21 protein-coding genes are annotated in these 24,057 nt (G+C 67.7%); 15 read left to right on the forward strand and 6 right to left on the reverse strand.

Going from position 1 to position 24,057, the window contains the following annotated elements; translation table 11 throughout:
- Nucleotides 1–5: 5 nt before the first annotated feature.
- The 11 genes from TMO_RS25575 (at nucleotide 6) to TMO_RS31420 (ending at nucleotide 10,526) form a co-directional block, all read left to right on the forward strand.
- The gene (locus TMO_RS25575; RefSeq protein ID WP_014747956.1) at nucleotides 6–869 is read left to right on the forward strand and encodes an isocitrate lyase/PEP mutase family protein; all 864 of its coding nucleotides are present in this window, start codon (nucleotides 6–8) and stop codon (nucleotides 867–869) included.
- Complete coding sequence (locus TMO_RS25580; RefSeq protein WP_014747957.1) at nucleotides 866–2,287, forward strand: 3-isopropylmalate dehydratase large subunit; 1,422 nt, start codon at nucleotides 866–868, stop codon at nucleotides 2,285–2,287. Before TMO_RS25575 ends, TMO_RS25580 begins: the two co-directional genes overlap by 4 nt.
- Nucleotides 2,287–2,922: a 3-isopropylmalate dehydratase small subunit gene (gene leuD, locus TMO_RS25585; RefSeq protein ID WP_014747958.1), complete on the forward strand. Its 636-nt coding sequence runs from the start codon at nucleotides 2,287–2,289 to the stop codon at nucleotides 2,920–2,922. The genes TMO_RS25580 and leuD overlap by 1 nt, the downstream gene beginning before the upstream one ends.
- An 80-nt stretch (nucleotides 2,923–3,002) precedes the next feature.
- A complete protein-coding gene (locus tag TMO_RS25590; protein WP_014747959.1) occupies nucleotides 3,003–4,190 on the forward strand; it encodes a 2-methylaconitate cis-trans isomerase PrpF family protein in 1,188 nt (395 codons plus the stop codon).
- Nucleotides 4,191–4,240: 50 nt separating this feature from the next.
- Nucleotides 4,241–5,263 (forward strand): TRAP transporter substrate-binding protein DctP, encoded by a 1,023-nt coding sequence (gene dctP, locus TMO_RS25595; protein ID WP_014747960.1) that lies wholly within the window; start codon nucleotides 4,241–4,243, stop codon nucleotides 5,261–5,263.
- Between the two features lie 4 nt (nucleotides 5,264–5,267).
- Complete coding sequence (locus TMO_RS25600; RefSeq protein WP_014747961.1) at nucleotides 5,268–5,834, forward strand: TRAP transporter small permease; 567 nt, start codon at nucleotides 5,268–5,270, stop codon at nucleotides 5,832–5,834.
- The gene (locus TMO_RS25605; RefSeq protein WP_014747962.1) at nucleotides 5,831–7,114 is read left to right on the forward strand and encodes a TRAP transporter large permease; all 1,284 of its coding nucleotides are present in this window, start codon (nucleotides 5,831–5,833) and stop codon (nucleotides 7,112–7,114) included. Before TMO_RS25600 ends, TMO_RS25605 begins: the two co-directional genes overlap by 4 nt.
- Before the next feature lie 182 nt (nucleotides 7,115–7,296).
- Nucleotides 7,297–8,589: an MFS transporter gene (locus TMO_RS25610; RefSeq protein ID WP_014747963.1), complete on the forward strand. Its 1,293-nt coding sequence runs from the start codon at nucleotides 7,297–7,299 to the stop codon at nucleotides 8,587–8,589.
- A 191-nt stretch (nucleotides 8,590–8,780) separates the two neighbouring features.
- The gene (locus TMO_RS25615) at nucleotides 8,781–9,077 is read left to right on the forward strand and encodes a type II toxin-antitoxin system MqsR family toxin (protein ID WP_014747964.1); all 297 of its coding nucleotides are present in this window, start codon (nucleotides 8,781–8,783) and stop codon (nucleotides 9,075–9,077) included.
- Between the two features lies 1 nt (nucleotide 9,078).
- Nucleotides 9,079–9,480 (forward strand): type II toxin-antitoxin system MqsA family antitoxin, encoded by a 402-nt coding sequence (locus TMO_RS25620; protein WP_014747965.1) that lies wholly within the window; start codon nucleotides 9,079–9,081, stop codon nucleotides 9,478–9,480.
- Between the two features lie 185 nt (nucleotides 9,481–9,665).
- The gene (locus TMO_RS31420) at nucleotides 9,666–10,526 is read left to right on the forward strand and encodes a hypothetical protein (RefSeq protein WP_145978441.1); all 861 of its coding nucleotides are present in this window, start codon (nucleotides 9,666–9,668) and stop codon (nucleotides 10,524–10,526) included.
- 95 nt (nucleotides 10,527–10,621) lie between these two features.
- On the opposite strand, the gene TMO_RS25625 is transcribed toward TMO_RS31420, so the two are convergent.
- Complete coding sequence (locus tag TMO_RS25625; RefSeq protein WP_051045652.1) at nucleotides 10,622–12,334, reverse strand: long-chain-fatty-acid--CoA ligase; 1,713 nt, start codon at nucleotides 12,332–12,334, stop codon at nucleotides 10,622–10,624.
- A 121-nt stretch (nucleotides 12,335–12,455) separates the two neighbouring features.
- Here TMO_RS25625 and TMO_RS25630 point away from each other — a divergent pair, with 121 nt between their 5' ends.
- The gene (locus TMO_RS25630) at nucleotides 12,456–13,214 is read left to right on the forward strand and encodes an SDR family oxidoreductase (protein WP_014747968.1); all 759 of its coding nucleotides are present in this window, start codon (nucleotides 12,456–12,458) and stop codon (nucleotides 13,212–13,214) included.
- Between the two features lie 21 nt (nucleotides 13,215–13,235).
- Nucleotides 13,236–13,961, forward strand: coding sequence for a class I SAM-dependent methyltransferase (locus TMO_RS25635; protein ID WP_014747969.1), 726 nt, complete (start codon nucleotides 13,236–13,238; stop codon nucleotides 13,959–13,961).
- 10 nt (nucleotides 13,962–13,971) lie between these two features.
- Here the strand turns inward: TMO_RS25635 and TMO_RS25640 are convergent, their stop codons facing one another.
- Nucleotides 13,972–14,913 carry a GlxA family transcriptional regulator gene (locus TMO_RS25640; RefSeq protein ID WP_145978442.1) on the reverse strand — a complete coding sequence of 314 codons (942 nt, stop codon included), beginning with the start codon at nucleotides 14,911–14,913 and terminating at the stop codon, nucleotides 13,972–13,974.
- A 100-nt stretch (nucleotides 14,914–15,013) separates the two neighbouring features.
- Between TMO_RS25640 and TMO_RS25645 the strand changes: the two genes are divergently transcribed.
- Nucleotides 15,014–15,826, forward strand: a complete 813-nt coding sequence (locus tag TMO_RS25645; protein WP_014747971.1) for a dienelactone hydrolase family protein — start codon at nucleotides 15,014–15,016, stop codon at nucleotides 15,824–15,826.
- A 99-nt stretch (nucleotides 15,827–15,925) separates the two neighbouring features.
- Nucleotides 15,926–16,966: an alpha/beta hydrolase family protein gene (locus TMO_RS25650; protein WP_014747972.1), complete on the forward strand. Its 1,041-nt coding sequence runs from the start codon at nucleotides 15,926–15,928 to the stop codon at nucleotides 16,964–16,966.
- An 8-nt stretch (nucleotides 16,967–16,974) separates the two neighbouring features.
- Here the strand turns inward: TMO_RS25650 and TMO_RS25655 are convergent, their stop codons facing one another.
- The 4 genes from TMO_RS25655 to preA form a co-directional block, all read right to left on the reverse strand.
- Nucleotides 16,975–19,299, reverse strand: coding sequence for an ATP-binding protein (locus tag TMO_RS25655; RefSeq protein WP_014747973.1), 2,325 nt, complete (start codon nucleotides 19,297–19,299; stop codon nucleotides 16,975–16,977).
- A 170-nt stretch (nucleotides 19,300–19,469) separates the two neighbouring features.
- On the reverse strand, nucleotides 19,470–20,930 hold the full coding sequence (gene hydA / locus TMO_RS25660; protein ID WP_014747974.1) for a dihydropyrimidinase: 1,461 nt from the start codon (nucleotides 20,928–20,930) through the stop codon (nucleotides 19,470–19,472).
- A 61-nt stretch (nucleotides 20,931–20,991) separates the two neighbouring features.
- Nucleotides 20,992–22,521, reverse strand: coding sequence for an NCS1 family nucleobase:cation symporter-1 (locus TMO_RS25665; protein WP_014747975.1), 1,530 nt, complete (start codon nucleotides 22,519–22,521; stop codon nucleotides 20,992–20,994).
- A 216-nt stretch (nucleotides 22,522–22,737) separates the two neighbouring features.
- Nucleotides 22,738–24,042 (reverse strand): NAD-dependent dihydropyrimidine dehydrogenase subunit PreA, encoded by a 1,305-nt coding sequence (gene preA, locus TMO_RS25670; protein WP_014747976.1) that lies wholly within the window; start codon nucleotides 24,040–24,042, stop codon nucleotides 22,738–22,740.
- Nucleotides 24,043–24,057: the final 15 nt, after the last annotated feature.

Genomic DNA, 24,057 nt, shown 5'->3' on the forward strand with positions numbered 1-24,057 from the left:
ACTCAATGACGAAGCGTGCCGCGCTGCGCCACCTGATCGCAGCACCCGAGCTTCTGGTGGCGCCGGGCGCCTGGGACGGGCTCACCGCCCGCCTGGTGGAACAGGCGGGATTTCAGGCCGTCTACATGACCGGGGCCGGCACGGCCGCCGCTCATGGCTTTCCCGATTACGGCCTGGTGACCGGCACCGAGATGGCGGCCAATGCCGCCCGGATGGCCGATTGCACCACTATCCCGCTGATCGCCGATGCCGATACCGGCTACGGCAACGAACTCAACGTCACCCGCACCGTGCGCGACTACGAACGCGCGGGCGTCGCCGCACTGCATATCGAGGATCAGGTGGCACCCAAGCGCTGCGGCCATCTGGACGGCAAGCAGGTGATCCCGGCCGAGGAATTCGCCGGCAAGATCCGAGCAGCCGTCCAGGCCCGGCGCGACCCCGATCTGGTGATCATCGCCCGCACCGATGCCCGCGCGGTGGCCGATCTGGACGAGGCCGTCGCCCGCGCCAATGCCGCGGTCGAAGCCGGCGCCGATCTGATCTTCGTCGAGGCGATCCCAGAGATGGCCGAACTTGCGGCAGTGCCGCAGCGGGTACACGGCCCCTGCCTGCTGAACGTGGTGCCGGGCGGCAAGACCCCGCCGGTCGACCTCGGTGCGGCACAGGCGATGGGCTATGCCATGGCGATCTGCCCGGCCGTGCTGCTGACCACCGTCCTGGCGGCGGGCGACCGGGCGCTGGCCGATCTGAAGGCCATGGGCCTGCCCACCGACCGTCCTGCTGCCGGGGTGGTCGAGGCCTTCCGGCGCTTCGGCTCGGGTGAATGGGATGCCCTGCGGCGCGACTATGCCGGAACCGCGGCATGACCGCCGCCGTGATGCCTTCCTCGGGCCAGAGCCTGGTCGACAAGATCTGGGCGCAGCATGTCATCCGCGATCTGGGCGACGGCTGGGCGCTGATCCATATCGACCGTCACATCCTCCACGACCTGTCGGGGCCGCCGGCCCTCGGCAAGGTTCAGGCCGCCGGGCGCCGCGTGTCCATGCCCGGGCTGACTTTCGCCACCCCTGACCATGCGGTCTCCTCGCGCCCCGGCCGCACGGCAGCGAGCTTCCCGCCCGGCGGCCGGCTGATCGAGGCCCTGCGCGATCTCACGGCACACGCCGGCATCCGTCTCTTCGACCTGGACGAGGACGGCCAGGGCATCGTCCATGTCACCGCCCCCGAACTCGCTATATCGCTGCCCGGGCTGACGGTGATCTGCGGCGACAGCCACACCTGCACGCATGGCGGGCTGGGGGCCCTTGCTTTCGGGGTGGGTACCTCGGAAAGCGCCCATGCGCTGGCCACCCAGACGCTCCGGATGCAGAAGCCGCGGCGGATGCGGGTGCTGGTCGAGGGCCGGCTCGGCGCCCATGTGACCGCCAAAGATCTGGCGCTGCATCTGATGCGTCGGCTGGGCAGCGCGGCAGGCGTCGGCCATACGGTCGAATATGCCGGCAGCGCCGTGCGTGCACTCGGTGTCGAGGCCCGGCTGACCCTGTGCAATCTCTCGGTCGAGATGGGCGCGCGCTCCGGGCTGATCGCCCCCGACGACACCGTCTTCGGCTGGCTCGCCGGGCGCGACTATGCCCCCAAAGGCGGGGATTTCGACCAGGCGGTCGCCGTCTGGCGGGATCTCGCCTCCGACGAGGACGCGGTGTTCGACCGCGAAGCCGTGTTCGATGCCGCAGAGGTCGCTCCCACGATCAGCTGGGGCACCAGCCCCGATCAGTCGATCGCGATCGATGAAGCCGTACCCGATCCCGACCGGGCGCCGGCGACCTCACGCGAAGGCATGCGTGCGGCGCTCGACTATATGGGGCTGGAAGCGGGCCGACCGCTGATCGGCACGCCGGTCGACTGGGTGTTCGTCGGCTCCTGCGCCAATGCCCGGATCGAAGATCTGCGTGCCGCCGCCGCCATCGCCCGCACCGGTCGGGTGGCACCGGGCGTCACCGCCTGGGTGGTGCCGGGCTCGGTCCGGGTCAAGCGCGCGGCCGAGGCAGAGGGGCTGGACCGGGTGTTTCGCGAGGCCGGTTTCGCCTGGCGCGAGCCGGGGTGCGCAATGTGCGTCGCCGCCAATGGCGAGCAGGTACCGCCGGGCGCCCGGTCGGTCTCCACCTCCAACCGCAACTTCGTCGGCCGGCAGGGACCGCGCGCCCGCACCCACCTGGCGAGTCCGGCAACGGCTGCGGCCGCGGCACTCGCCGGCCGGATCGTCGACGTGAGGACCCATTCCTGATGTTCGAACCCGTGATCCGGATCACCGGCCCGGCAGCGCCCCTGCCCGTGGCCAATCTCGACACCGACGTGATCATCCGCATCGAGCGCCTGACCTCGGGCGAGGTGACGGGGCTCGGGCCCTGGGCCTTCGAGAGCATCCGATACCGCCCGGACGGGACCGAGGATCCCGCCTTCCCGCTCAACGATCCGCGCTGGCGGGATGCCCGCATCCTGCTCGCCGGCCCCAATTTCGGCTGCGGATCCTCGCGGGAGCCGGCCGTGAATGCCATCCTCCAGGCCGGCATCCGCTGCGTGATCGCCCCCGATTTCGGCGACATCTTCCACGCCAACTGCTTCCAGAACGGTCTCTTGCCGATCCGCATGGATCAGGCGGAAGTCACGCGGCTGATGGCGGAAGCCGAAGACGGCGGCGACGTCACCGTCGACCTTGAGGCCTGCACCGTCGCCTCGCCCTCGGGCGCGGTCAGGGGCTTCACGATCGACCGGGCCCGCCGCGAGGCGCTGATGGCCGGGCTCGACGACATGGGGCTGACGCTTCGTCATGCAGACGACATCACCGCCTGGCAGCAGAGTGACCGCGCCCGCCGCCCCTGGGTCTGGGCGATTACCGGGGACTGTGGCGTTGCGGGCTGATCATCATTTCTTATGCATATCTTTTACTAAAATCGGACAGCATGCCCCTGCAGGAAGATCCGATGGGAGGAGACGGACCGGTGGATGACGCCGACATGATCGAGATTCCCGCCGTGCTGATGCGCGGCGGCACGAGCAAGGCCCTGTTCTTCCACGAGAAGGATCTGCCGCCGGCCGGTCCGGACCGCGACCGGATGCTGCTCCGCGCGATGGGCTCACCCGATCTGATGCAGATCGACGGGCTCGGCGGCTCGCGGCTGGTGACGTCCAAGATCGCGATCATCCGGCCGTCGGACCGGCCGGATGCCGACGTGATCTACACCTTCGCCCAGGTCGACACCGACCGGGCAGTGATCGGCTATGAAGGCAATTGCGGCAACATCTCCTCGGCGGTCGCGCCCTTCGCCGTCGACGAGGGGCTGGTTGCGACCGATGCGTCCGAGGTGACGGTGCGGATCTGGAACGCCAATACCGACAAGATCCTGCGCTCGCGGGTTCAGGTGAAGGGCGGCCGGGCCAGAGTGCTCGGCGACTGTGCCATTCCGGGTGTTCCCGGTACCGGTGCCGAGATCATGATGGACTATGCCGACACCGTCGGCGCTGCCACGGGCCGGCTCTTCCCCTCTGGCGCCGTGGCCCAGACCATCGCGCTTTCCGACGGCACAGAGGTACGGGTGACGCTCTGCGACGTCGGCAATGCGGGCGTGTTCATCCGCGCCGAAGACCTCGGCATGGACGGCTCGGAACTGCCCGACCGGATCATGGCGGATCCGGTACTCACCCGGCGGATCGCCGAGGTCCAGGCCCGCATGGGCGTCGCCTGCGGCTACTGGACCGACTGGCGGAGCGTCGATCGTCCGGGCCTGCCCCAGGCCCTGCTGGTGATGCCGCCCACCGGCTTCCACACCTCCGACGGCCGCCATCTCACCGCGGATGAGATGGATGTGTGGGGCCGGATGTTCTTCCTCGGCAAATGCCATGACAGCATGTCGGGCACGGGCTCGATGTGTTTCGCCGCCGCCTCGGCCGTGCCGGGCACGGTGGTGGCGGATGCCATGCGCGAGACCCGGCTCACCCCCGGCCGGGTGGTGATCGGCCATCCGCTGGGGGCCATGTCGGTCGAGGTGGAGCCGATCACTGCCGGCGATCCGGCCGAAACCCGCTATGCGCGGCTTGGCTTCGCCCGCACCGCCCGCCGGCTGATGGCCGGCACCCTCTACATCCCCCGCGACGACTGGCCCCGGCCGGTCACACTCGCCGCGGACTGATCCGCGGCGCCCGGACATAAAAAAGACGACGCCCCATCGGGAGGACACCCATGACCATCACCCGCCTGGCCCGCGCCACGGCGATCGCCGCTCTGTTCGGCGGAACCGCCCTCACCGGAACCGCCTTCAGCACCGCCGCCATGGCCGCAGACTGGACCATGCGCATCAGCCACCAATGGTCGCCCGGCCTGCCGACCGCGAAACTCCTCGACGGCTTCGAAAAGACCGTCGAGGAGAAGAGCGGCGGCCGCCTCGATGTCCAGATCTTCCCCGCCATGCAGCTTTACAAGGCCGACCAGCAGCATGCCGCGGTCGCCCAGGGGCTGATCGAGGCGACGGTGATGCCCGACTTCACCATGGGCGGCACGGTGCCCGAGATGGTGGTGTCACTGATACCCTTCCTGGTCCGCGACGAGGCCTCGGTGCGCGCCTTCCCGTCATCGAAGGTGGCGGAGCTGCTGGAAGAGAAACTGCGCGCCCGCATGGTCGAGCCGATCGGCTGGACGGTCGAGTCGCGCAGCCTGCTGATCACCTCCAACGGCCGGCCGCTGTCGGAGCCCGATGCCTTCAAGGGCGTGAAGATCCGCGGCCTGAACCCGCTCTATGACAAGGGTCTGGCGGCGCTGGGTGCCACGCCGACCGCGATGCCGGCCGCCGAAATCTATCAGGCGCTGCAGACCGGTATCATCGATGCCACGGTCACCGGCACTACGGGAGCCCTGGGCCGCAAGTTCTACGAGGTGCAGGAATACGGGGTGGTGGCACCCGGCATCTCCTTCGCCAAGAACGTCTTCCTGGTCAATCCCGGCTGGTGGCAGGACCTGCCCGACGACATCCGCCGGATCATCACCGATGCCACCGACGAGATGTGGACGACGTCCGTCGAGGCCAATCTGGACCCGCGCGCCGATCCGGCGATCAAGGGGCTGGAGACGGCGGGGATGAAGATGACGGTGCTCGACGACGCCCAGAGCGCGGCCCTCGCCCAGGTCATGGCCCCCCCGGTGATGAGCGCCTTTTCCGAGATGGGCCGCGATGCCCGCCGGGTCGTCGACCTGTCGCGGGCGGAGTGAGCGGATGACCGCCGCACCCGGCCCCGATCATCGCCCCGACCGCCCCGTCACAAGGCCCGATCGTCTCTTTACACGGATCGTCCGATGGACGGTCCGCCTCACCCACGGCCTCGCCTCGGCCGGACTGCTGGGCTGCCTGGTGCTGGTGGGCTGGTCGGTGGTCTCCCGCTATCTCCTCGACGCGCCGCTGACCTGGGTGGACGACGCCGTCGCTTTCGCCCTGGTCGCGATCGTGACCCTGAGCGCCGCCGAAGTGACCCGGCGTGACGAACACATCGCCGTCGACCTGCTGACATCTCGTTCCGGCCCGGCCGGACGCCGGATCACCGGCATCGTCTCGGCCCTCGCCACCATCCTGCTCTGCCTCACGATCATCTGGCAGGGCTGGGCCTCGGCCGGTTTTGCCCGGATCATCGGCATCACGCTGGGTGGCACGCTGGAATGGCCGGTCTGGCCCTTCCTGCTGATGCTCTCGGCCGGCGCGGCGCTGATCGCATTGGTGGCGTTGGATGCGCTCCTCCGGCTGATTCTCGACGGAGCCCCCGCGCCGCACGACGGAGAGGCCGCATGACCCTGATCCTGCTGCTAGCCGGGCTGATCCTGCTGCTGCTGACCGGGCTGCCGATCTTCGTGGTGCTGATGCTGTTCGCCGGCGCGCTCGAACTCGTCAATGGCGGGGCGCTGTCGACCTTCCCGGCGTTGATCGTGGGGGAATTCGCCCAGTATCTGCTGGTCGCCATCCCGCTCTTCGCCTTCATGGCCCATGTGATGATCCGCAGCCGGATCGTCGATGACCTCTACGATACCGCCTTCGTGCTCACCCGACATCTGCCGGGCGGGGTCGGCATTGCCACGGTCGCCGCCTGCGTGGTCTTCGCCGCCATCTCGGGGTCGAGCGTCGCCACCGCCCTCACCATCGGTGCAGTCGCGATCCCGCAGATGCTGAAATTCGGCTACACCCCGCGCGCCGCCTATGGCCTCGTGGCGGCCGGCGGCACGCTCGGCATCCTGATCCCACCCTCGGGGCCGCTGCTGCTCTACGGCGTGACGGCGGACGCTTCGATCGGCCAGCTGTTCATGGCCGGCGTGTTGCCCGGGCTGCTGATCGCGGCCCTGTTTGTCGCCTGGACGGTGGGCGCTTCGGGCCTGCGCAGCACACAGCCCCGTCTGCCGCGCGCCGGGCTGGCCGAGGCGGCGGGCGCCGTGCGCCGCTCCTTCTGGGCGCTCTCGCTGCCGGTCTTCGTGCTGGGCGGCATGTATGCCGGCATCTTCACCGCCACCGAGGCGGCGGGAACCGGTGCCATTCTGGCGCTGCTGATCGGCATCCTGATCTATCGCAGCATCGGCCTGCGTGAGATCTGGGCCTCGGTCCAGGACGCCTGCCGGACTTCGGCCATGCTGTTCATGATTCTGGCCGGTGCCGCAATGCTGAACCAGGTCCTGACCAAGATGCGCCTGCCGCAGGAGATCCTGCAGCTGGTCGCCGGGGCCGATCTCGGCGCCATCGGCTTCATTCTGTGCGTGATGGCGCTGATCTTCGTGCTCGGCATGTTCCTGGAAGCGATCTCGATCATCCTGATCACCACGCCGGTGGTGGCGCCGGTGCTGCACCAGCTGGGGGTGAACCCGGTCTGGTACGGCATCCTGCTGGTGATCAACCTTGAACTCGCGATGATCACCCCGCCGGTCGGGCTCAATCTGTTCACCATCAAGTCGATCACCCGGGCGCCCCTGGGCGAGATCATCATGGGCACGCTGCCCTATATCGCCATCCTGATGATCGGCCTCGGCATTCTGCTCGCCTGGCCGGATATCGCGCTCTGGTTGCCGGCAACGATGATGGGGCGCTGACGCCCGGTCACCCCCGATCCGTCCGCGGAAGGCCGCGCCTCCCCCTTCCATCCGGATCTCCGCGGACGTCCTCACGCCCTCGTGCATTCCCCTGCACGGGGGCGTCCTTTTATCCGAATTGCTTTTAAGATCACAAAATATAATCATGAGTTGATAAAGGGCACTGGCGGGAGGGAGCGCCCATGTCCACGATACCACTGCCGGCCGCCACTGCACGGCGGCAGAGCCTCAGGCCGATCATCGCGGCGACGGTGGGCTGCCTGCTCGAATGGTATGATTTCGCGGTCTATGGCTATTTCGCCGTGGTGATCGCGAAACTGTTCTTCCCCACCGGCTCGGACTGGACCTCGCTGCTGCTCGCGGTCGCGACTTTCGGGGTGGGTTTTGCCATGCGGCCGGTGGGTGCCCTGGTGCTCGGCACGCTGGCCGACCGGCACGGCCGTAAGGCGGCGCTCAGCCTGACCATCACCACCATGGTTTTCGGCACCGCGCTCATCGCCTTCGCCCCCACCCATGCCGAAATCGGCCTCTGGGCACCGGTGCTGATCGTGATCGGCCGCCTGATCCAGGGGTTTTCGGCGGGGGGTGAAATGGGGGTCGCCACTGCCTGGCTGGTGGAATATGCCGGCCCCGGCCGCCGCATGCTGCAGGCGAGCTTTCAGCAGATGACCCAGCTGACGGCGCTGCTCGCCGGCTCGCTGACCGGCGCGCTGGTCACCGGCCTGCTCTCCCCCACCGAGGTCGAAGCCTGGGGCTGGCGGATCCCGTTCATGGTCGGGCTGATCATCGGCCCGATCGGCTGGTACATCCGCCGCCACACCGCAGAGCCGCCGGAATTCGCCGCCCGCCAGGCCGCACGCGATGCCCGCGCCCCCCGGATCTCTCCGGCCCATGTCATCCGCGCCCATCCGCGCGCGGCGCTCGCCGGGTTCTGCATCACCATTCTCTGGACGATCTGCACCTATTTCTTCCTGGTCTATATGCCGACCTATGCGATCCGCGAACTGGGCATCGCCGCCGACGGCGCGCTGATCTCCAATGCCGTGGCGCTGGCGGTTGCCGTCGTCTTCGTGCCGGGCTTCGCCATCCTGGCCGATCGCCGCGGCCCGCGGCCGGTGATGACCGCGGCGGCGCTGGTGCTGCTCGCGGCCAGCTGGCCGGCGCTCGCCACCCTCACCACCTTCCCCCAGCTGCCGACGCTGATCCTGGTCCAGGCGGCACTGGCCATCCCCATCGCCGCCTTCACCGGACCGGCCGGCGGCGCCATGGCCGGCCTGTTTCCCCCTGACACCCGCGCCACCGGCATGTCCATCGCCTACAATTTCGCCGTCACCCTGTTCGGCGGCTTCGCCCCCTTCATCGCCACCTGGGCGATCGGCGTCACCGGCGACCCGCATGCCCCGGCCTGGTATCTCTGCTTCGGCGCCGCCGCCGCCGTGATCGGCGTGCGGTTGATGGGCGGGCGGCGGGAGTGAGGGGCGTGTCGCTCCTGAGCAAAGATGCAGCCGCTGCGGGTCCCGGGCCGCTTTATATAAATAAAAAGATGTATTTCATTGTCATATCATAATTTATAATTGATGATCCGGTGCTCCCTTCCTATGGTGCGCAAACGCAGCGTTCCCTCTGCTTTTCCGCTTGAAAAATAACCTATCAGGTTAATAATGATATGGAGAAGTGGCGGCCGCATCATCCGCTGAGCCTCGTGCAGGCGCTGGCCCTTACCGGCCGTTTTCGCATGACCGGCACGGCACGCGCTGGAGCGAGTCGTCTTCTGCTCGATCAGCAGGACGTCCTCGACATCGTAAGTCAGCTTGCACAGGGCGATTTCCACAAGAGCATGACGACATATGCCGATCACACCATCTGGCAGGACGTGTACCGCCCTTATACCCCGGCGGGCCATGTCTACCTGAAACTCACCGTCACCGACGATCTCCTCATCGTCTCGTTTAATGAGGTGTGACGTGAAATGCCCTGTATGTGGCGCAGCCGAGCTTGTCCACGATACGCGCGACCAGACCTTCACCTATAAAGGCGAGACTGCGGTCATCTCTCGGGTGGTGGGCGATTACTGCCCCGCCTGCGGTGAATCCCTCACTGCCCCGGACGAGACCGACCGGGTCATGCGCGAGATGCGCGACTTCATGAAGCAGGTGAATGCTCGTGCGGTCGACCCGTCCTTCATCACCGCCGTCCGCAAGAAGCTGGCCCTGGATCAGCGCGAAGCCGGCAGGATCTTCGGCGGAGGCGTGAATGCGTTCTCGCGTTACGAAACCGGCAAGGCAGAGCCCCCCGTCGCACTCGTGAAGCTCCTCCGCGTGCTCAATCGCCATCCACATCTGCTCGACGAAGTTCGCGCGGATTGAGCTTTCAGCCGTTGCCGGTGGATCTGGTCGGCGGCCGTTGTTGGCGGATCAGACAGTCAACACGAGTTTCGCATCGACCGCCTGCTCAATTTTCCTACTGGAATGAGGAAAGTTCAGCACCAATTGGTTCTTATGCGCCCCCGCGCTCTACAAGATGAGAGACGAACAGGTCAAGGGGGATCAGCATGTTGAAAGCAGGCGAAGTTCTCGGAAATATTGTAAGCCTTTCTTGCCTTGCAATAGGTGCTTTGGTCATCGTAATTTCAGATGTCGATGATATATTATTTAATAGCACGTGCTTAATAGATTTCACATGCACAGATGAGGTGAAAAATGGGATTTTGAGGATAATCACTGTCCTTGCAATGGCCACTCTCATTCCAACTTCTCATCACATTCTTAAAATCATTAATAATATCAGAAAAAACAACTCAAATATTGAAAATGGTGTATCAATAATACTTGAAAATATTCACAACTCAATATCAGTCATAGATAATGATAAATTCGAGTATTTTTATGAAAGCGCATTAAAAGGCATAGAGAACGCAGCGTATGAACAGACCATCATCCGAGCCACGTCAAGCTTCACACCTCCTGATACCGAGATGCGGGAGAAGTACTTCGATGGTCTTGCTAAGATCATTACGCGTAAATCATCGCCAAACTACCTGGTTCTAATGGCGAAAGGCAACAACGAGAAATGGGATGAGGAGTGCCTCAAGGAACTCGATATTCGAAAAACTTACATGGATAAGCATGCAGAGACCAATGGAAGACCATGGCACTATGATCAGGACTTCTCTGCACGGCGATCGCGGTATCATGCAAGAATGGACTTCCTGATCATAAAAGATACAGTCTTTCTGAATGTGAGTACCTCTGTCAAAAATTCCGGTGATCGTGGCTACATATATATCAAAGATAATGAAGTTGCAGATATATTTCGTCGCTGGTTTGATACCATCTGGAAAGACAATAGACTTTCATCAAAAATTGACCTAACCGAACGGGGGTTTGAATTCGAGCGTTCCAGGACTAGATAAAAGATCGCCTCGGAGTTATCTATATCCTGAAGGGATGTGCAGACAGAGCGATTGCCATCCACATCTGCTCGACGAAGTTCGCGCGGATTGAGCTTTCAGCCGTTGCCGGGCAGCCGCCCCCGCTCCGCCTCCTGCAGGCCGCGCCAGTCGACCTTGTTGGTGGCGGTGCGCGGCAGGTCTTCGGCGAAGCTGATGAAGCGGGGCACCTTGTAGGCGGCAAGCTCGCCGCGGGCCCAGGTGATGATGTCCTCGGCCGTTACCCGGCCCTTCGCCTCGGGCTTCAGCACGATCACCGCCTTCACCGCCTCGCCCCGGCGATCGTCGGGCACCGAGATGATGCAGGCGTCGCGGATGGCGGGATGGCGGAACAATGTGGTCTCGATCTCCGCCGGCCAGGCCTTGAAGCCGCCGACATTGATCATCCGCTTCAGCCGGTCGACGGCGTAGAAATACCCTGCCGCATCGCGCCGGCCCAGATCGCCGGTGCGCAGGAAGCGCTTGCCGTCGCGCTCGAAAAACGCTTCGGCATCGGCCTCGGGGCGTCGCCAGTAGCCCTTCAGAATCTGCGGCCCGGCCACCACGATCTCGCCCGTCTCCCCCACCGGCAGCTCGGCCAGGGTGTCGGGGTCGACGATGCGCGCATCGGTGTCGTGGATCGGGATGCCCAGGCATTGCGGCCGGGGCGCGTGCATCGGGTTCATATGGGTGGGCGACATGGTCTCGGTCATGCCATAGCCTTCGATGAAAATCAGGCCGTAGCGCTGTTTCAGCTCGGCCGCCACCGCCTCGGGCATGGCGGCGCCGCCGCCGGTCAGCACCCGCACCCGATCCAGACAGGCCGGGTCGAAATTGTCCGATCCCAGCACGTCGACCACCATCGCCGGCGCCGCGTTCCAGAAGCTCACCCGCCGGTCGGCCAGCAGCACCGGCACCAGATCGCGGTCCCAGCGGGTCATGAGCACGATTTCGCATCCCGCAACCAGGGCCGCGTTCATCGAGGCCTGCATGCCCGCGACATGGAACAGGGTCAGGAAGGCGGTGACGACGTCCTCTGCGGTCATCCGGTAGAGGCGCAGCTGCGCCTCCGCCGTGAACAGCACCGCGAGATGGGTGTGCATGCAGGCCTTGGGCCGCCCGGTCGAGCCCGAGGTATAGGGCATCAGGCAGAGATCGTCCGGCCCGCCTGCGGCCGGCGGCAGGGGCGCCGCCTCCTGCGCCATCACCTGCCGCCAGTCGTGCCAGCCCTCGGGCAGCGCCGCCCGGCCGGCCGTCATGACCGCCGGTTTCGGGAAGCGCGGATCCCCGCCCGCCATGTCGTCGTAGTGCGCGGCGATCACCGTCTCCAGCGGGCCATCCGCACCGGATAGCGGCGCAAAACTCTCCACCAGCTCGTCGCCCAGGATCGCGACCCGCGCGCCGCTGTCGGCGAGGATGTGAGAGAGTTCCGCACTCCGATACATCGGGTTCACCGGCACGCCGACCGCATCGGCCCTGAGCACGGCATGATAGGCGATCACATAATGCGGCGAGTTCTGCAGCGCGATCAGCACCCGGTCGCCCCGACCGACCCCGAAGCGGGTCACCAGCACCGCCGCCAGCCGCTCCACCGCCGCCGCGAGCCCGGCATAGTCGAGCGTCGCGCCGTAATAGAACAGCGCCGTCCGGTCGGGCAGGCGGGCCGCGGTCGCGGCCAGGGCATCGACCATGGTCCGGTTGGCGACGGTGAGGGAACGCGGCTCGCCCGCGGGCCATGGATCGATGCCCGGCGCAGCCGCCGGATCGGTGGCAGGAATGCTCTCGGTGGACATCGCTCGCTCGACCCGCATTGTTTGATCAAAGATCATCAATTATCTTCACGTCCGGGCCTTGCGGTCAATGCGCGGATGTGCGGTCGTGGGGGGAATGTTCATGGGCAAGGGAGAGACGGGGATGACCCGGGATGCGGAAAAGATCCTGCTGGTGACCGGCGGCGGGCGCGGCATCGGTGCGGCGACCTGCCGGCTGGCGGCGGCGGCCGGCTATTGCGTGGCGGTCAACTATGCCCGCGACGAGGCCGCGGCAACCGCGCTGGTCGCCGAGCTGGAAGCGGCCGGCACCCGGGCGGCGGCCTTCCGCGGCGATATGGGAGAGCCGGGTGCCGCCGATGCGCTGGTGGCGGCGGTGGTCGAGCGCTTCGGCGGCCTGACCCATCTGGTCAACAATGCCGGCATCACCGGCACCGGCGCACGGCTTGCCGATGCCGATCCGGCCATGATCACCCGGGTGATCGATCTGAACGTCACCGGGGCGATCATGGTCGCCCGGGCGGCGGCGCAGGCGATGGCAACCAGCCGCGGCGGCCGGGGCGGCGTGATGGTCAACGTCTCTTCCGCAGCCGCCACGCTCGGCAGCCCGGGCGAATTCGTCTGGTATGCCGCCTCCAAGGGTGCAATCGACAGCCTGACCATCGGGCTGTCGCGCGAACTCGCCGCCGACGGCATCCGGGTGAACGCGGTCTCCCCCGGGCTGATCGACACCGGCATCCATGCCGATGCCGGCATGCCCGACCGGGTGGAACGCCTGGCCCCCAACATCCCCCTCGCCCGCGCCGGCAGCCCGGAAGAGGTTGCCGAGACGATCCTGTTCCTGCTATCCGACGCCTCCTCTTACGTGTCGGGCACCATTCTCCGGGTGGCCGGCGGACGCTGACAGCTTCCGGGAGACGAGATCATGACCGGTGAAGACACCAGCGGCTGGCGGGCATCCGCCGAAGCCTGGATCCGCGAACAGGGTGACGACGGCGACTATGGCCGCGCCCATGTGCTCGATCCGGTCGTGATCCCCTGGCTGCGCGGCCAGGGCTTCCGCACCGCGCTCGATGTCGGCTGCGGCGAGGGCCGCTTCTGCCGGATCCTCGCCGGAGAAGGCATCCGGGCGACCGGCATCGACCCCACCCCGGAACTGCTGGCCGCCGCCCGCACCCGCGATCCCGACGGCGACTACCGGCCGGGCCGCGCCGAAGCGCTCGACTTTCCCGAGGCGAGCTTCGATCTGGTGGTCAGCTATCTGACCCTGATCGACATCCCCGACATCGAAGCTGCAATCCCCGAAATGGCGCGGGTGCTGAAGCCGGGCGGCAGCCTGCTGGTCGCCAACCTGACCGGCTTCACCAGCGCCTCGGCCGATCGTGGCTGGCAGTATGATGCCGATGGCTGCCCCGACCATTTCGCGCTCGACCGTTATCTGGAGACCCGGCCGATGCGGGTCGGCTGGCGCGGCATCGACATCGTGAACTGGCACCGGCCGCTGTCGACCTATATGCAGCTGTTCCTGAAGGCCGGCCTCCGCCTCACCTGGTTCGACGAACCGGCCCCCACCGGCGGGCCCGCGGATCAGGCGGCGAGATATGCCCGTGTCCCCTATTTCGTGGTCATGGCGTGGCAGAAGCCGGGCTGATCCGGCGTGGTCACCCCCGCCGGCCGGCGGCGCCCACCCGCCGCATCAGCCGGCGGAGCGTCGAGGCATCGGCATAGCCGACCCGGGCGGCGATCTCTTCCATCGACAGCCTGGTCGTCTCGCGCAGCTCCGTCGCCCGCTCCAGCCTGAGGCGCTGGATGAAGCCCACCGGCGACAGGCCGGTGGCGCAGGCCATGCGCCGGGCGAAGGTTCGGGGCGACAGCCCTGCTGCCGCCGCCATCTCCGCGGCCGTGAAGGGCTGGTCCAGCCGTGCCCGCGCCCAGGCCTCGGCACGGGCGATGCGGTCATCGGCCGCGGCCATGAAACCCGGCGCCATATAACGCGCCTGGGATGACCGCTGATCCAGCAGCAGCAGCCGCGCGCAATCCTGCGCCAGGCCCGGCCCGCCATGGCGTGCCACCACCTGCAGCATCAGATCCATCTGCGCCATCGCCGCGCCGGCGGTGGTGACCGGCCCGTCGCGCACCACCAGCGCATCCGGATCGAGCCGGACCTGCGGATGCATCCGGGCGAAGAGCGGGGCCAGCCACCAGCTGGTCGTCGCCCGCCGCCCGTCGAGCAGGCCCGCCGCCGCCAGTAGAAAGACCGAGGAACAGGCCGCCGCCACCTCGGCCCCGCCGGCCACCGCCGCCGCCAGCCGCACCCCCGCCGCCTGCACATCCGGACGGGCCAGCCCCGCCGCCAGCGCGTCCGGCGTCGCGAACCCCAGCCCCGGCACCACCAGCAGATCGGCCGGCGGCGCATCTGCCTCGGCGACCGCCAGATTCAGAAAGGCAGCAGCCACCCCGGCACCGGCGCCGGCCAGGCGCAAGCTGAAAAGCCGCGTCCGTCCCGCCTGCCCGCGCAGCCGGTTGGCGGTTTCGACCAGATCGGCGGTGATGGCAAGCCCCGAGGCCATCATGCCCTCAAGGGCGACCAGCTCGATGATCATTCTGGCAAAAAATCCTCGAAACATGTCAATCCGGCCACTGGCGACCAGCATGCCCGCCCGCCATCCTGGGGGCAAGACCAGCCCACCAGGAGACGCCCCCATGCACGCACTGGATCAGGACGACGATCTGGCGGATTTCGAGCCGCGCGAGATCACCATCGACGACGTCACCCGCCGGGTCCGGGTGGCAGGCCAGGGGCCAGGGGTGATCGTGATGACCGAAATGCCGGGCATCAGCCCCGAGGTCGCCCGCTTCGCCCGCTGGGTGCGCGATGCCGGCTTCACCGTCTGGATGCCATCGCTCTTCGGCCGCGATGGGGCGGTGCCGGAGGCGGATGAGGGGGCCGCGATCTTCCGCCGCACCTGCATCGCCGCCACCTTCCGCGCCGTGGCGACCGGCGGCCCCGGTGCCGTCACCGCCTGGTTGCGCGGCCTGGCCCGGATTGCGCACCAGGCCTGCGGCGGGCCGGGCGTGGGGGCGATCGGCATGTGCTTCACCGGCAATTATGCGCTGTCGATGATGCTGGAGCCGGCCGTGCTCGCCCCGGTACTCTGCCAGCCCTCTCTGCCGCTGGATGCGCCCGCAGCGATCGAGAGCCCGCCCGAGGAACTGGCCGCAGTGCGCGCCCGGCTGGACCGCGAGAACCTCACGGTGCTGGCCTATCGCTTCGCCGGCGATGCCGTCTGCCGGGCCGAGCGCTTCGCCGCCTATGAACGCGCGTTGGGCAACCGCTTCCAGCCGCGCACCCTGCCCGACACGGCCGCCCGGCGCGAGGGACTTTCCCCCTTCTTCGCCCGCCATGTCCCCACGCCCCATAGCGTGGTCACCGCCCATCTGATCGACGAAGCCGGCCAGCCGACCCTTGCCGCGCGGGACGAGATTCTGGCCTTTTTCGCGGATCGGCTGGCCTGAATCGCGATCCCGGACGTCCTCGATCGTGATCGAGGACGCCACGCGGCAGCAGATCGGGCATGACGACCGGGTGTTTCCCATCACCTGAAGGCCTTCTGCATGCCCCGTCTGCGCTCCCGCCTCCTGCTCGCCCTCGCCTGGTTGCTGCTGGGCATCACCGGTGCGTCGGCCACGCCCGGTTTCCGGACCGCCACAATCGAGACGCCGGAGCGGCCCCACCCCCTCACCCTCGCGATCTGGTACCCGGCGGCCGATGACGGCGCGCCCCGGCTGGTGGGCGACAATCCGGTCTTCCAGGGCGTCGCGGTCCGCGAGGCCGCCACCCCCCTCTCCGGCCGCCACCCGCTGGTCGTGCTCTCCCACGGCTTCGGCGGCAACCGCTTTAACCAGGCTTGGCTTGCCGTACAACTTGCAGACGCAGGCTATGTCGTTGCCGCGACCGATCATCCCGGCACCTCCACCTTCGACCGCGATCCCGATCAGGCGGCCGCGCTGTGGCGGCGCCCGGCCGATCTCAGCCGGGTGATCGATCACCTGACCGGCGCCGCTGATCTTTCCGCCATGGTCGATCCGACCCGCATCGCCGTCATCGGCCATTCGCTCGGCGGCTGGACGTCGGTCGAAATCGCCGGCGGCCGGTTCGATGCCGACGCCTTCACCCGAAACTGCGCCGAGACCACCAGCATCGCCTGCACCATCCTGGCCCGGATCGGCCGGCTGTCCGATCCCGACTGGCGGTCGCACATGGGGGCGGATCTGGTGGATCCGCGCGTGAGCGCGGTCATTGCCCTGGATCCGGGCGGCATCGGCGGCTTCACGCAAGCCAGCCTCAAGGGTATCACGATCCCGGTGCTGGTGATCGCCGCCGGTGTCGACCGCATCCATCTGCCGGCCGAAACCGAAGCCCGGCGCCTGGCCGGGTTGCTGCCGGACCGGTCGACCGACTTCCACGAACTCCCCGATGCCGCCCATTTCAGCTTCATCGGCCTCTGCAAGCCCGGGGCCGCGACGATCCTTGAGCGGGAACAGCCGGGCGACGGCATCCTCTGCCGGGATGGCGACGGCCGCGACCGCCCGGCCCTGCATGCGGAGACGACGACCCTGGTTCTGGAGGCGCTGGCGACGGTCTGGCCGCGATGATCGGGCGGTCAGGCCTCGGGATGCCGCGGCAGTGTGATCCGGACCCGCAGCCCGCTTGAAGACTCCCCCGCCGCATGCCGGTCGGTCAGTTCCAGCCGCCCGCCATGCAGCTCGGCATAATGGCGGGCAAGCGGCAGGCCCAGCCCCACCCCGGCGCGTTCGGGCCGCACCGACCCCGACGGCATCGAGAACGGCTCGGTCACGGTCTGCAGGCGCTCGGCCGGAACCCCCGGCCCGTCGTCGGTGATGTCGATCGACACGCGATCGTCGGCGCTGCCGTCGATGCGGATCCGGACATGGCCACCGCGATGACCGTAGCGGATGGCATTGTCGATCAGGAAGCCGATCATGCGCCGGGTCAGACGGGCATCGACATCGGCGGTGGTGTTGCCGCGGGCCTCGATATCGAGCGTCGCGCCATAGCGGCGCAGCACGGCGGCGCAGGATGTCGCCGCCTCGCGCACCAGCGCATCCAGCCCGGCCGCCCGCCGTTCCGGCGACAGCTGGCCGCTTTCGATATTGGCCAGGTCCAGAAGCCCGTCGATGATCTGCAGCAGATGCCGCCCGGCCACCGCGATATGGCCGGCATAGTCGCGATAGGTGCCGACCCCCACGGGGCCCAGCATCTGGCCCTCGATCACGTCGGCAAAGCCGATCACTGCATTCAGCGGGGTGCGCAGCTCGTGGCTCATATGGGCCAGGAACAGCGATTTGGCAGCGCTGGCGGCGATGGCCCGGTTCTGCGCCGCCATGATTTCGAACTGGGCCCGCTTCATGTCGGTGATCTCTACCGACATCACCACCGCACCGTTCGGCAGCCCGGCCCCGTCGGTAACGCCCACCGCCGTCATCCGGAACCAGCGGGTCTGGTCGCGCACCTTCAGCCGGTATTCATGGCTGATCTCGGGCAGCCGGCCGGTCACCACCGACAGGATCGCCGCCACCGCATCGGCCTGGATCGGCGGCGCCATGCGGGCCGGGCCGGCGGGTTCGGCGCCGCCATAGCCGCCGGCCGCGCCGCGGAAGTCGCGGCCGACCTGAACATCCGGTGCCGTCTCGCCCATCTCTTCGGCGAAGCGGCTCCAGGCGCGGTTCACCGCCATCACATTGCCGGCCACATCCAGCAGCCAGACCTGGGCGGGGATGGTGTCGATGATCGCGGTCTGCATGCGCAGCAGCCGGTCGGTCTCCCCCTGGCGGCTGCGCAGCACGCGGTTGGCGAGTTCGCGGTCGGTGATGTCGATCGCAGCCGTCAGGATCGCCGGCCGCCCTTCCCAATCCAGCCGATGGGTGGCGATCTCGACATAGAAGGTCCGGCCATCGGCGGCCCGGTGCCGCCAGGGGCCGCTCACCTCGTGGCCGCTGGCCCGGGTGGTCAGCCGGGTCATCAGCGCCGGGACATCCTCGGCCGGGCGCAGGTCAAGCAGGGTCATGCCCAGCAGGGTCTCGCGGTCATAGCCGTATTTTCCGACCATCGCCTCGTTGACCGACAGCAGGCGGAAATCCTGCTCGTCATAAATCCACATCGGCAGCGGGTTGGCGTCGTAGAGCGCCTGGATCATCTTCCGCTGGCTGGCGATGACCTCGGCCTCGCCCGGCGGTGCCGCCGGATCGCGCAGCACGCCCAGCCAGCCGCCCTCGAACAGCCGCGCCGGCGGCAGGGCCCGGATGCTCATCTTCAGAACCCGGGGCGTGCCGTCGCCGGGATGCAGCATCTCCAGCGCCTGCGCCTCCCCCTGGGCGGCGGCCCGTGCCGCCGCCTCGCGCAGCGGCCGCGCCATGCCGGGCCGGTCCAGCGGCGGCGGCAGCACGGCCGGTGCCGCGGCCGGGTCGAAATGACGGCTGACATGGACCAGACGGCCCGGCGGGCCGTCCACCGGCCGCGCCTCCACCACCACCACACCGTCGCGGCCGGCATCCAGCGCCGCCGCCAGCGTGGCGGCGCGTTCCTCGGCGGCCACGCCCTGCAGCAGGATCTTCAGCTGGGCGCCCAGATCCCGGGCCAGATCTGCCGGCACCACCTCGCCCGCACCGCCGGGCATCATGGCGGCCGGCAGGACCAGGGTCGCCAGCACCTGGCGCGGATGGATCAGCAGGCGGATCACCTGCTCGCAGCGCGGACCGTCGGCCCCGGCATCGATGCCCGGCGCCTTCCAGTCGACCAGGATCCGAATGGCCGCCGCATTCCGGCCGGCCTGCCAGAGCGTCACCCTCACCGCCCCGGTGGCGTCCCCCAGGGCAGCTGTCCACGCCACCAAGGCCGCCGCCGGCCCTCCGGCATCGGCAGCCGCATGCAACAGTCTTCGGTTGAGCGCGACCGGATCGATCGCCATCCCAGACTCCCGCCCCGCAGCCGCTGGCCGCGCTTCGCCCTCGTCCTCTGGTGCCAACGATACACCGGCCGGTCACCCGCGTCATGCAGGACCGTCAGATGAAAAGGCCCCGGCAGGGCGTGCATCCCTGCCGGGGCCGAAGACGGGCCGGATTCGTTACGGCGCGCTGATTATTCTGCCGCGTCGGGCAGCTTGCGCTCCACCGGCACCGGTGCCTTTGCGGTCGCAATCTTGCCCAGCGCGTCGAACATCGGCGCGAAGTTCGGCCGCTTCACATAGCGGCCGCGGCCGGTCTTCACGTCCAGCGCGCCGTTGCGATACACCACCTCACCCGCCGAGACGGTCACCGCGGCCACACCCTCGACGGTCATGCCCTCGAAGATGTTGAAGTCGATGCGCTGATGATGGGTCCTGGCCGAAATGGTCTTCGTGGCCTTGGGGTCCCAGACCACCAGATCGGCATCGGCGCCGGGCGTGATCGCGCCCTTGCGCGGATAGATGTTGAAGATCTTGGCGGCATTGGCCGAGGTCGCGGCGACGAATTCATTGGGCGTCATCCGGCCGGCATTGACGCCGTGATGCCACAGCACCGCCATGCGGTCTTCGACACCGGCGGTGCCGTTCGGGATCTTCGTGAAATCGCCCACGCCCATCCGCTTCTGATCGGCGCAGAAGCAGCAGTGATCGGTGGCGGTGGTCTGCAGATTGCCCGACTGCAGGCCGCGCCACAGCGCCTCCTGATGCTCCTTCGACCGGAAGGGCGGGCTCATGACATAGGCCGCCGCCGTATCCCAGTCGGGATGGCGATAGACGCTGTCGTCGACCACCAGATGGCCGGCCAGCACCTCGCCGAACACCCGCTGGCCTTCCAGCCGGGCGCGGGTGATGGCCTCCAGCGCCTCCTTGCAGCTGACATGCACCACATAGATCGGCACGCCCAGCACCTGGGCGATGCGGATCGCGCGGTTGGCGGCCTCGCCTTCCACCTCGGGCGGCCGCGACAGCGGGTGACCCTCGGGGCCGGTGATGCCCATCTCCTTGATCTTCTGCTGCAGCGTCCAGACCAGCTCGCCGTTCTCGGCATGGACGGTCGGCATGGCGCCCAGTTCCAGCGAGCGCTGGAAGCTGCGGACCAACACCTCGTCCGGCGCCATGATCGCGCCCTTATAGGCCATGAAGTGCTTGAAGCTGTTGACGCCTTCCTCGCGGACCAGCGTGCCCATATCGGCATGGACGCTGTCGTCCCACCAGGTGACGGCGACGTGGAAGCCGTAATCGGCCACCGCCTTCTCCGCCCAGCCGCGCCAGGTGCGATAGGCCTCCATCAGCGGCTGCTGCGGATCGGGGATCACGAAATCGATGATCGAGGTGGTGCCCCCGGCCAGCCCCGCCGCGGTGCCGGTCTCGAAATCCTCGCTCGCGACCGTGCCCATGAAGGGCAGCTGCATATGGGTGTGCGGGTCGATGCCGCCCGGCATCACCAGCGCACCGCCGGCATCGACCACCTCGGCGCCCGCGGGCACGTCCAGGTTTTCGCCCACCGCGACGATGCGGCCATCGGCACAGTAGACGTCGGCCCGCGTCGTCGCGTCGGCGGTGACGACCGTGCCTCCCTTGATCAGCAACGACATGTATCTGCTCCTTGGTGACGGTTCGGACGGGGTTCCAGGCGGGGGGGCCGGAAGGGACGGGTCAGTCTGCGGTGCGGCCGCGCATCAGCACCAGATAGACCGCGGCCGAAACGGCAAGCCCGACGAACCAGGCATAGCCGTAAAGATCGGTCCAGAACGGGGCGACTGCGCCGATGATGCCGGCCTTGGACAGAAAGCCCGGCAGGTTGGGCAGGATGCCCAGCACCAGCGCGATGATGGCGGCCGGGTTCCAGCCGCCCTTGTAGGTATAGGGGCCGTCGGACGAGAACAGCCCGTCGATGTCCAGCCGCGTGCGGCGCAGGAAGAAGTAGTCGGCGATCAGCAGCCCGGCGATGGGGCCCAGCAGCGCCGAATAGCCCACCAGCCAGACGAACAGATAATCGCCCGCGCTCTCCATCAGCTTCCAGGGAAACATCGCGATGCCGATGGCGGCGGTGATGTAGCCACCCATCCTGAACGAAATCTTCGCCGGCGCCAGATTGGAAAAGCCGTTGGCCGGCGCCACCATATTGGCGGCGATGTTGGTGGTCAGCGTCGCCACCAGCAGGGCGAACAGCGCCAGCACCACGCCCATGCCGCCCATGCGGCCGGCCAGCGCCACGGGGTCCCAGACCGCCTCGCCATAGATCACCACGGTGGCCGAGGTGACGGCGACGCCGATGAAGGCGAACAGCGCCATCGGCAGCGGCAGGCCGATCGCCTGGCCCAGGAACTGGTCACGCTGGCTGCGGGCGAAACGGGTGAAATCGGGGATGTTCAGCGCCATCGTCGCCCAGAAGCCGACCATGGCGGTGAGGCCGGGCCAGAAGACCGACCAGAACTGGCCCTCTTTGGCACCGCCGGGGCCGAAGGCCGAGGGCTGCGAGAACATGGCGCCGAAGCCGCCGGCATTCACATAGGCCCAGCCCAGCAGTGCCAGCCCCATGGCCAGCAGCACCGGGGCCGCGGCCTTTTCCAACCAGCGGATGGATTCGGTGCCCTTGGCCACGAACCAGAGATGCAGGCCCCAGAAGGCCAGGAAGCACATCAGCTGGGCGATATCGATGCCCAGCCCCGGCAGGGGCGCGCCGGTGACGCCGCCACCGGTGACGGCATTCAGGATCACATAGATCGCCTGGCCGCCGACCCAGGTGTTGATGCCGAACCAGCCGCAGGCGACCAGGCCGCGCATCAGCGCCGGCAGCCGGGCGCCGCGGGTGCCAAAGGATGCCCTGAGCAGCACCGGGAAGGGGATGCCGTGCTTCGCGCCGGCATGGCCCACTGCCATCATCGGCGCCAGCACGATCAGATTGCCGACCAGCACGGTGGCGACCGCCTGCCACCAGCTCATGCCTTCCGACACCAGGCCGGCGGCGATCATATAGGTCGGCACGCAGACCACCATGCCGACCCAGAGGGCTGCGATCGACGGCCAGTCCCAGCTGCGCTGATCGGCCGTGGTCGGCGCCAGATCCTCGTTCCAGAGGGCGGGATCGTGCGCGACGGCACGCCGTGATGCGGCAGACTGCGCCGCGCTCGGTTTCGGGGCCGCACCGCGCGCGGCAGCACCGTACTCCATGCGATCCGACATGGGATCTCTTATCCTCCCGGGCATGGGATCGCCGGCAGCCCACCCCTTGCCATCCTCCGTCGCGCGCGGACGCGGGGGTGTGACGGGGATGCGGGGGCATGGCTGCCGGTGGTCCCGTGTTCGTCCTGCCTGTTCTTATAATCTGCACCGGTTTCGGGGAAGCCGGCCCCGTTCTTCGGCCTTCACTCGCCCTCGGCCCTCACTCACCTTCGGCCGTCATTCGGCAGCGTCGACCGTCTCGGGCGTGCCGGCGGCGGCGGGCTTCGCCATCGGGTTGTTGGGGTGCTGGGTCCAGTTCAGGTATTCGGTGCCGGCATCCACCCGTTCCATGGTGATGCAGTTGTCCACCGGGCAGGCCAGCATGCACAGATTGCAGCCGACGCATTCGCTGTCGACCACGTCGAAATAGCGCGCGCCGTCCTTCTCCGCCGTGATCGCCTGATGCGAGGTATCCTCGCAGGCGATGTGGCAGAGGCCGCATTTGATGCACTTGTCCTGGTCGATCCGCGCCTTGATGTCGTATTTCAGGTTCAGGAACTGCCAGTCGGTGACGTTCGGCACCGCCATGCCGCGGAAGTCGTCGATCCGGGCATAACCCTTCTCGTCCATCCAGTTGTTCAGCCCGTCGATCATGTCGCGGACGATGCGGAAGCCGTAATGCATCGCGGCGGTGCAGACCTGCACCCCACCGCAGCCGAGTGCGATGAACTCCGCCGCATCCCGCCAGGACTGCACCCCGCCGATGCCCGAGATCGGCAGGCCGCGGGTCGCGGCATCGCGGGCGATTTCGGCGACCATGTTGAGCGCGATCGGCTTCACCGCCGGGCCACAATAGCCGCCATGGGTGCCCTTGCCGTCCACCGTCGGCGTCGGCGCCATCACGTCCAGATCGACGGTGACGATCGAATTGATGGTGTTGATCAGCGACACCGCATCGGCGCCGCCGTTCTTCGCCGCCCGCGCCGACTGGCGGACATCGGTGATGTTGGGGGTCAGCTTCACGATGGTCGGCAGGCGCGAATGCTTCTTCACCCAGCGGGTGACCATCTCGACATATTCCGGCACCTGGCCGACCGCCGCACCCATGCCGCGTTCCGACATGCCGTGGGGGCAGCCGAAATTCAGCTCCAGCCCGTCGCAGCCGGTCTCTTCGACCATCGGCAGGATATACGCCCAGTCGGCCTCGTTGCAGGGCACCATCAGCGAGACCACGACCGCGCGGTCGGGCCAGTTGCGCTTCACCCGCGCAATCTCTTCCAGGTTCACCGCCAGCGGCCGGTCGGTGATCAGTTCGATATTGTTCAGGCCGGCGATGCGCTGGCCGTTATACGACACCGCGCCATAGCGCGAGGACACGTTCACCACCGGCGGGTCGATGCCCAGCGTCTTCCAGACCACGCCGCCCCAGCCGGCCTCGAAGGCGCGGACGACGTTGTATTCCTTGTCGGTCGGCGGGGCCGAGGCCAGCCAGAACGGATTGGGGGAGCGGATGCCGGCGATGTCGCAGGAAAGGTCGGCCATGACGGGATATCCTTC

This window comes from Tistrella mobilis KA081020-065, assembly GCF_000264455.2.
Taxonomy (GTDB): Bacteria; Pseudomonadota; Alphaproteobacteria; order Tistrellales; family Tistrellaceae; genus Tistrella; species Tistrella mobilis.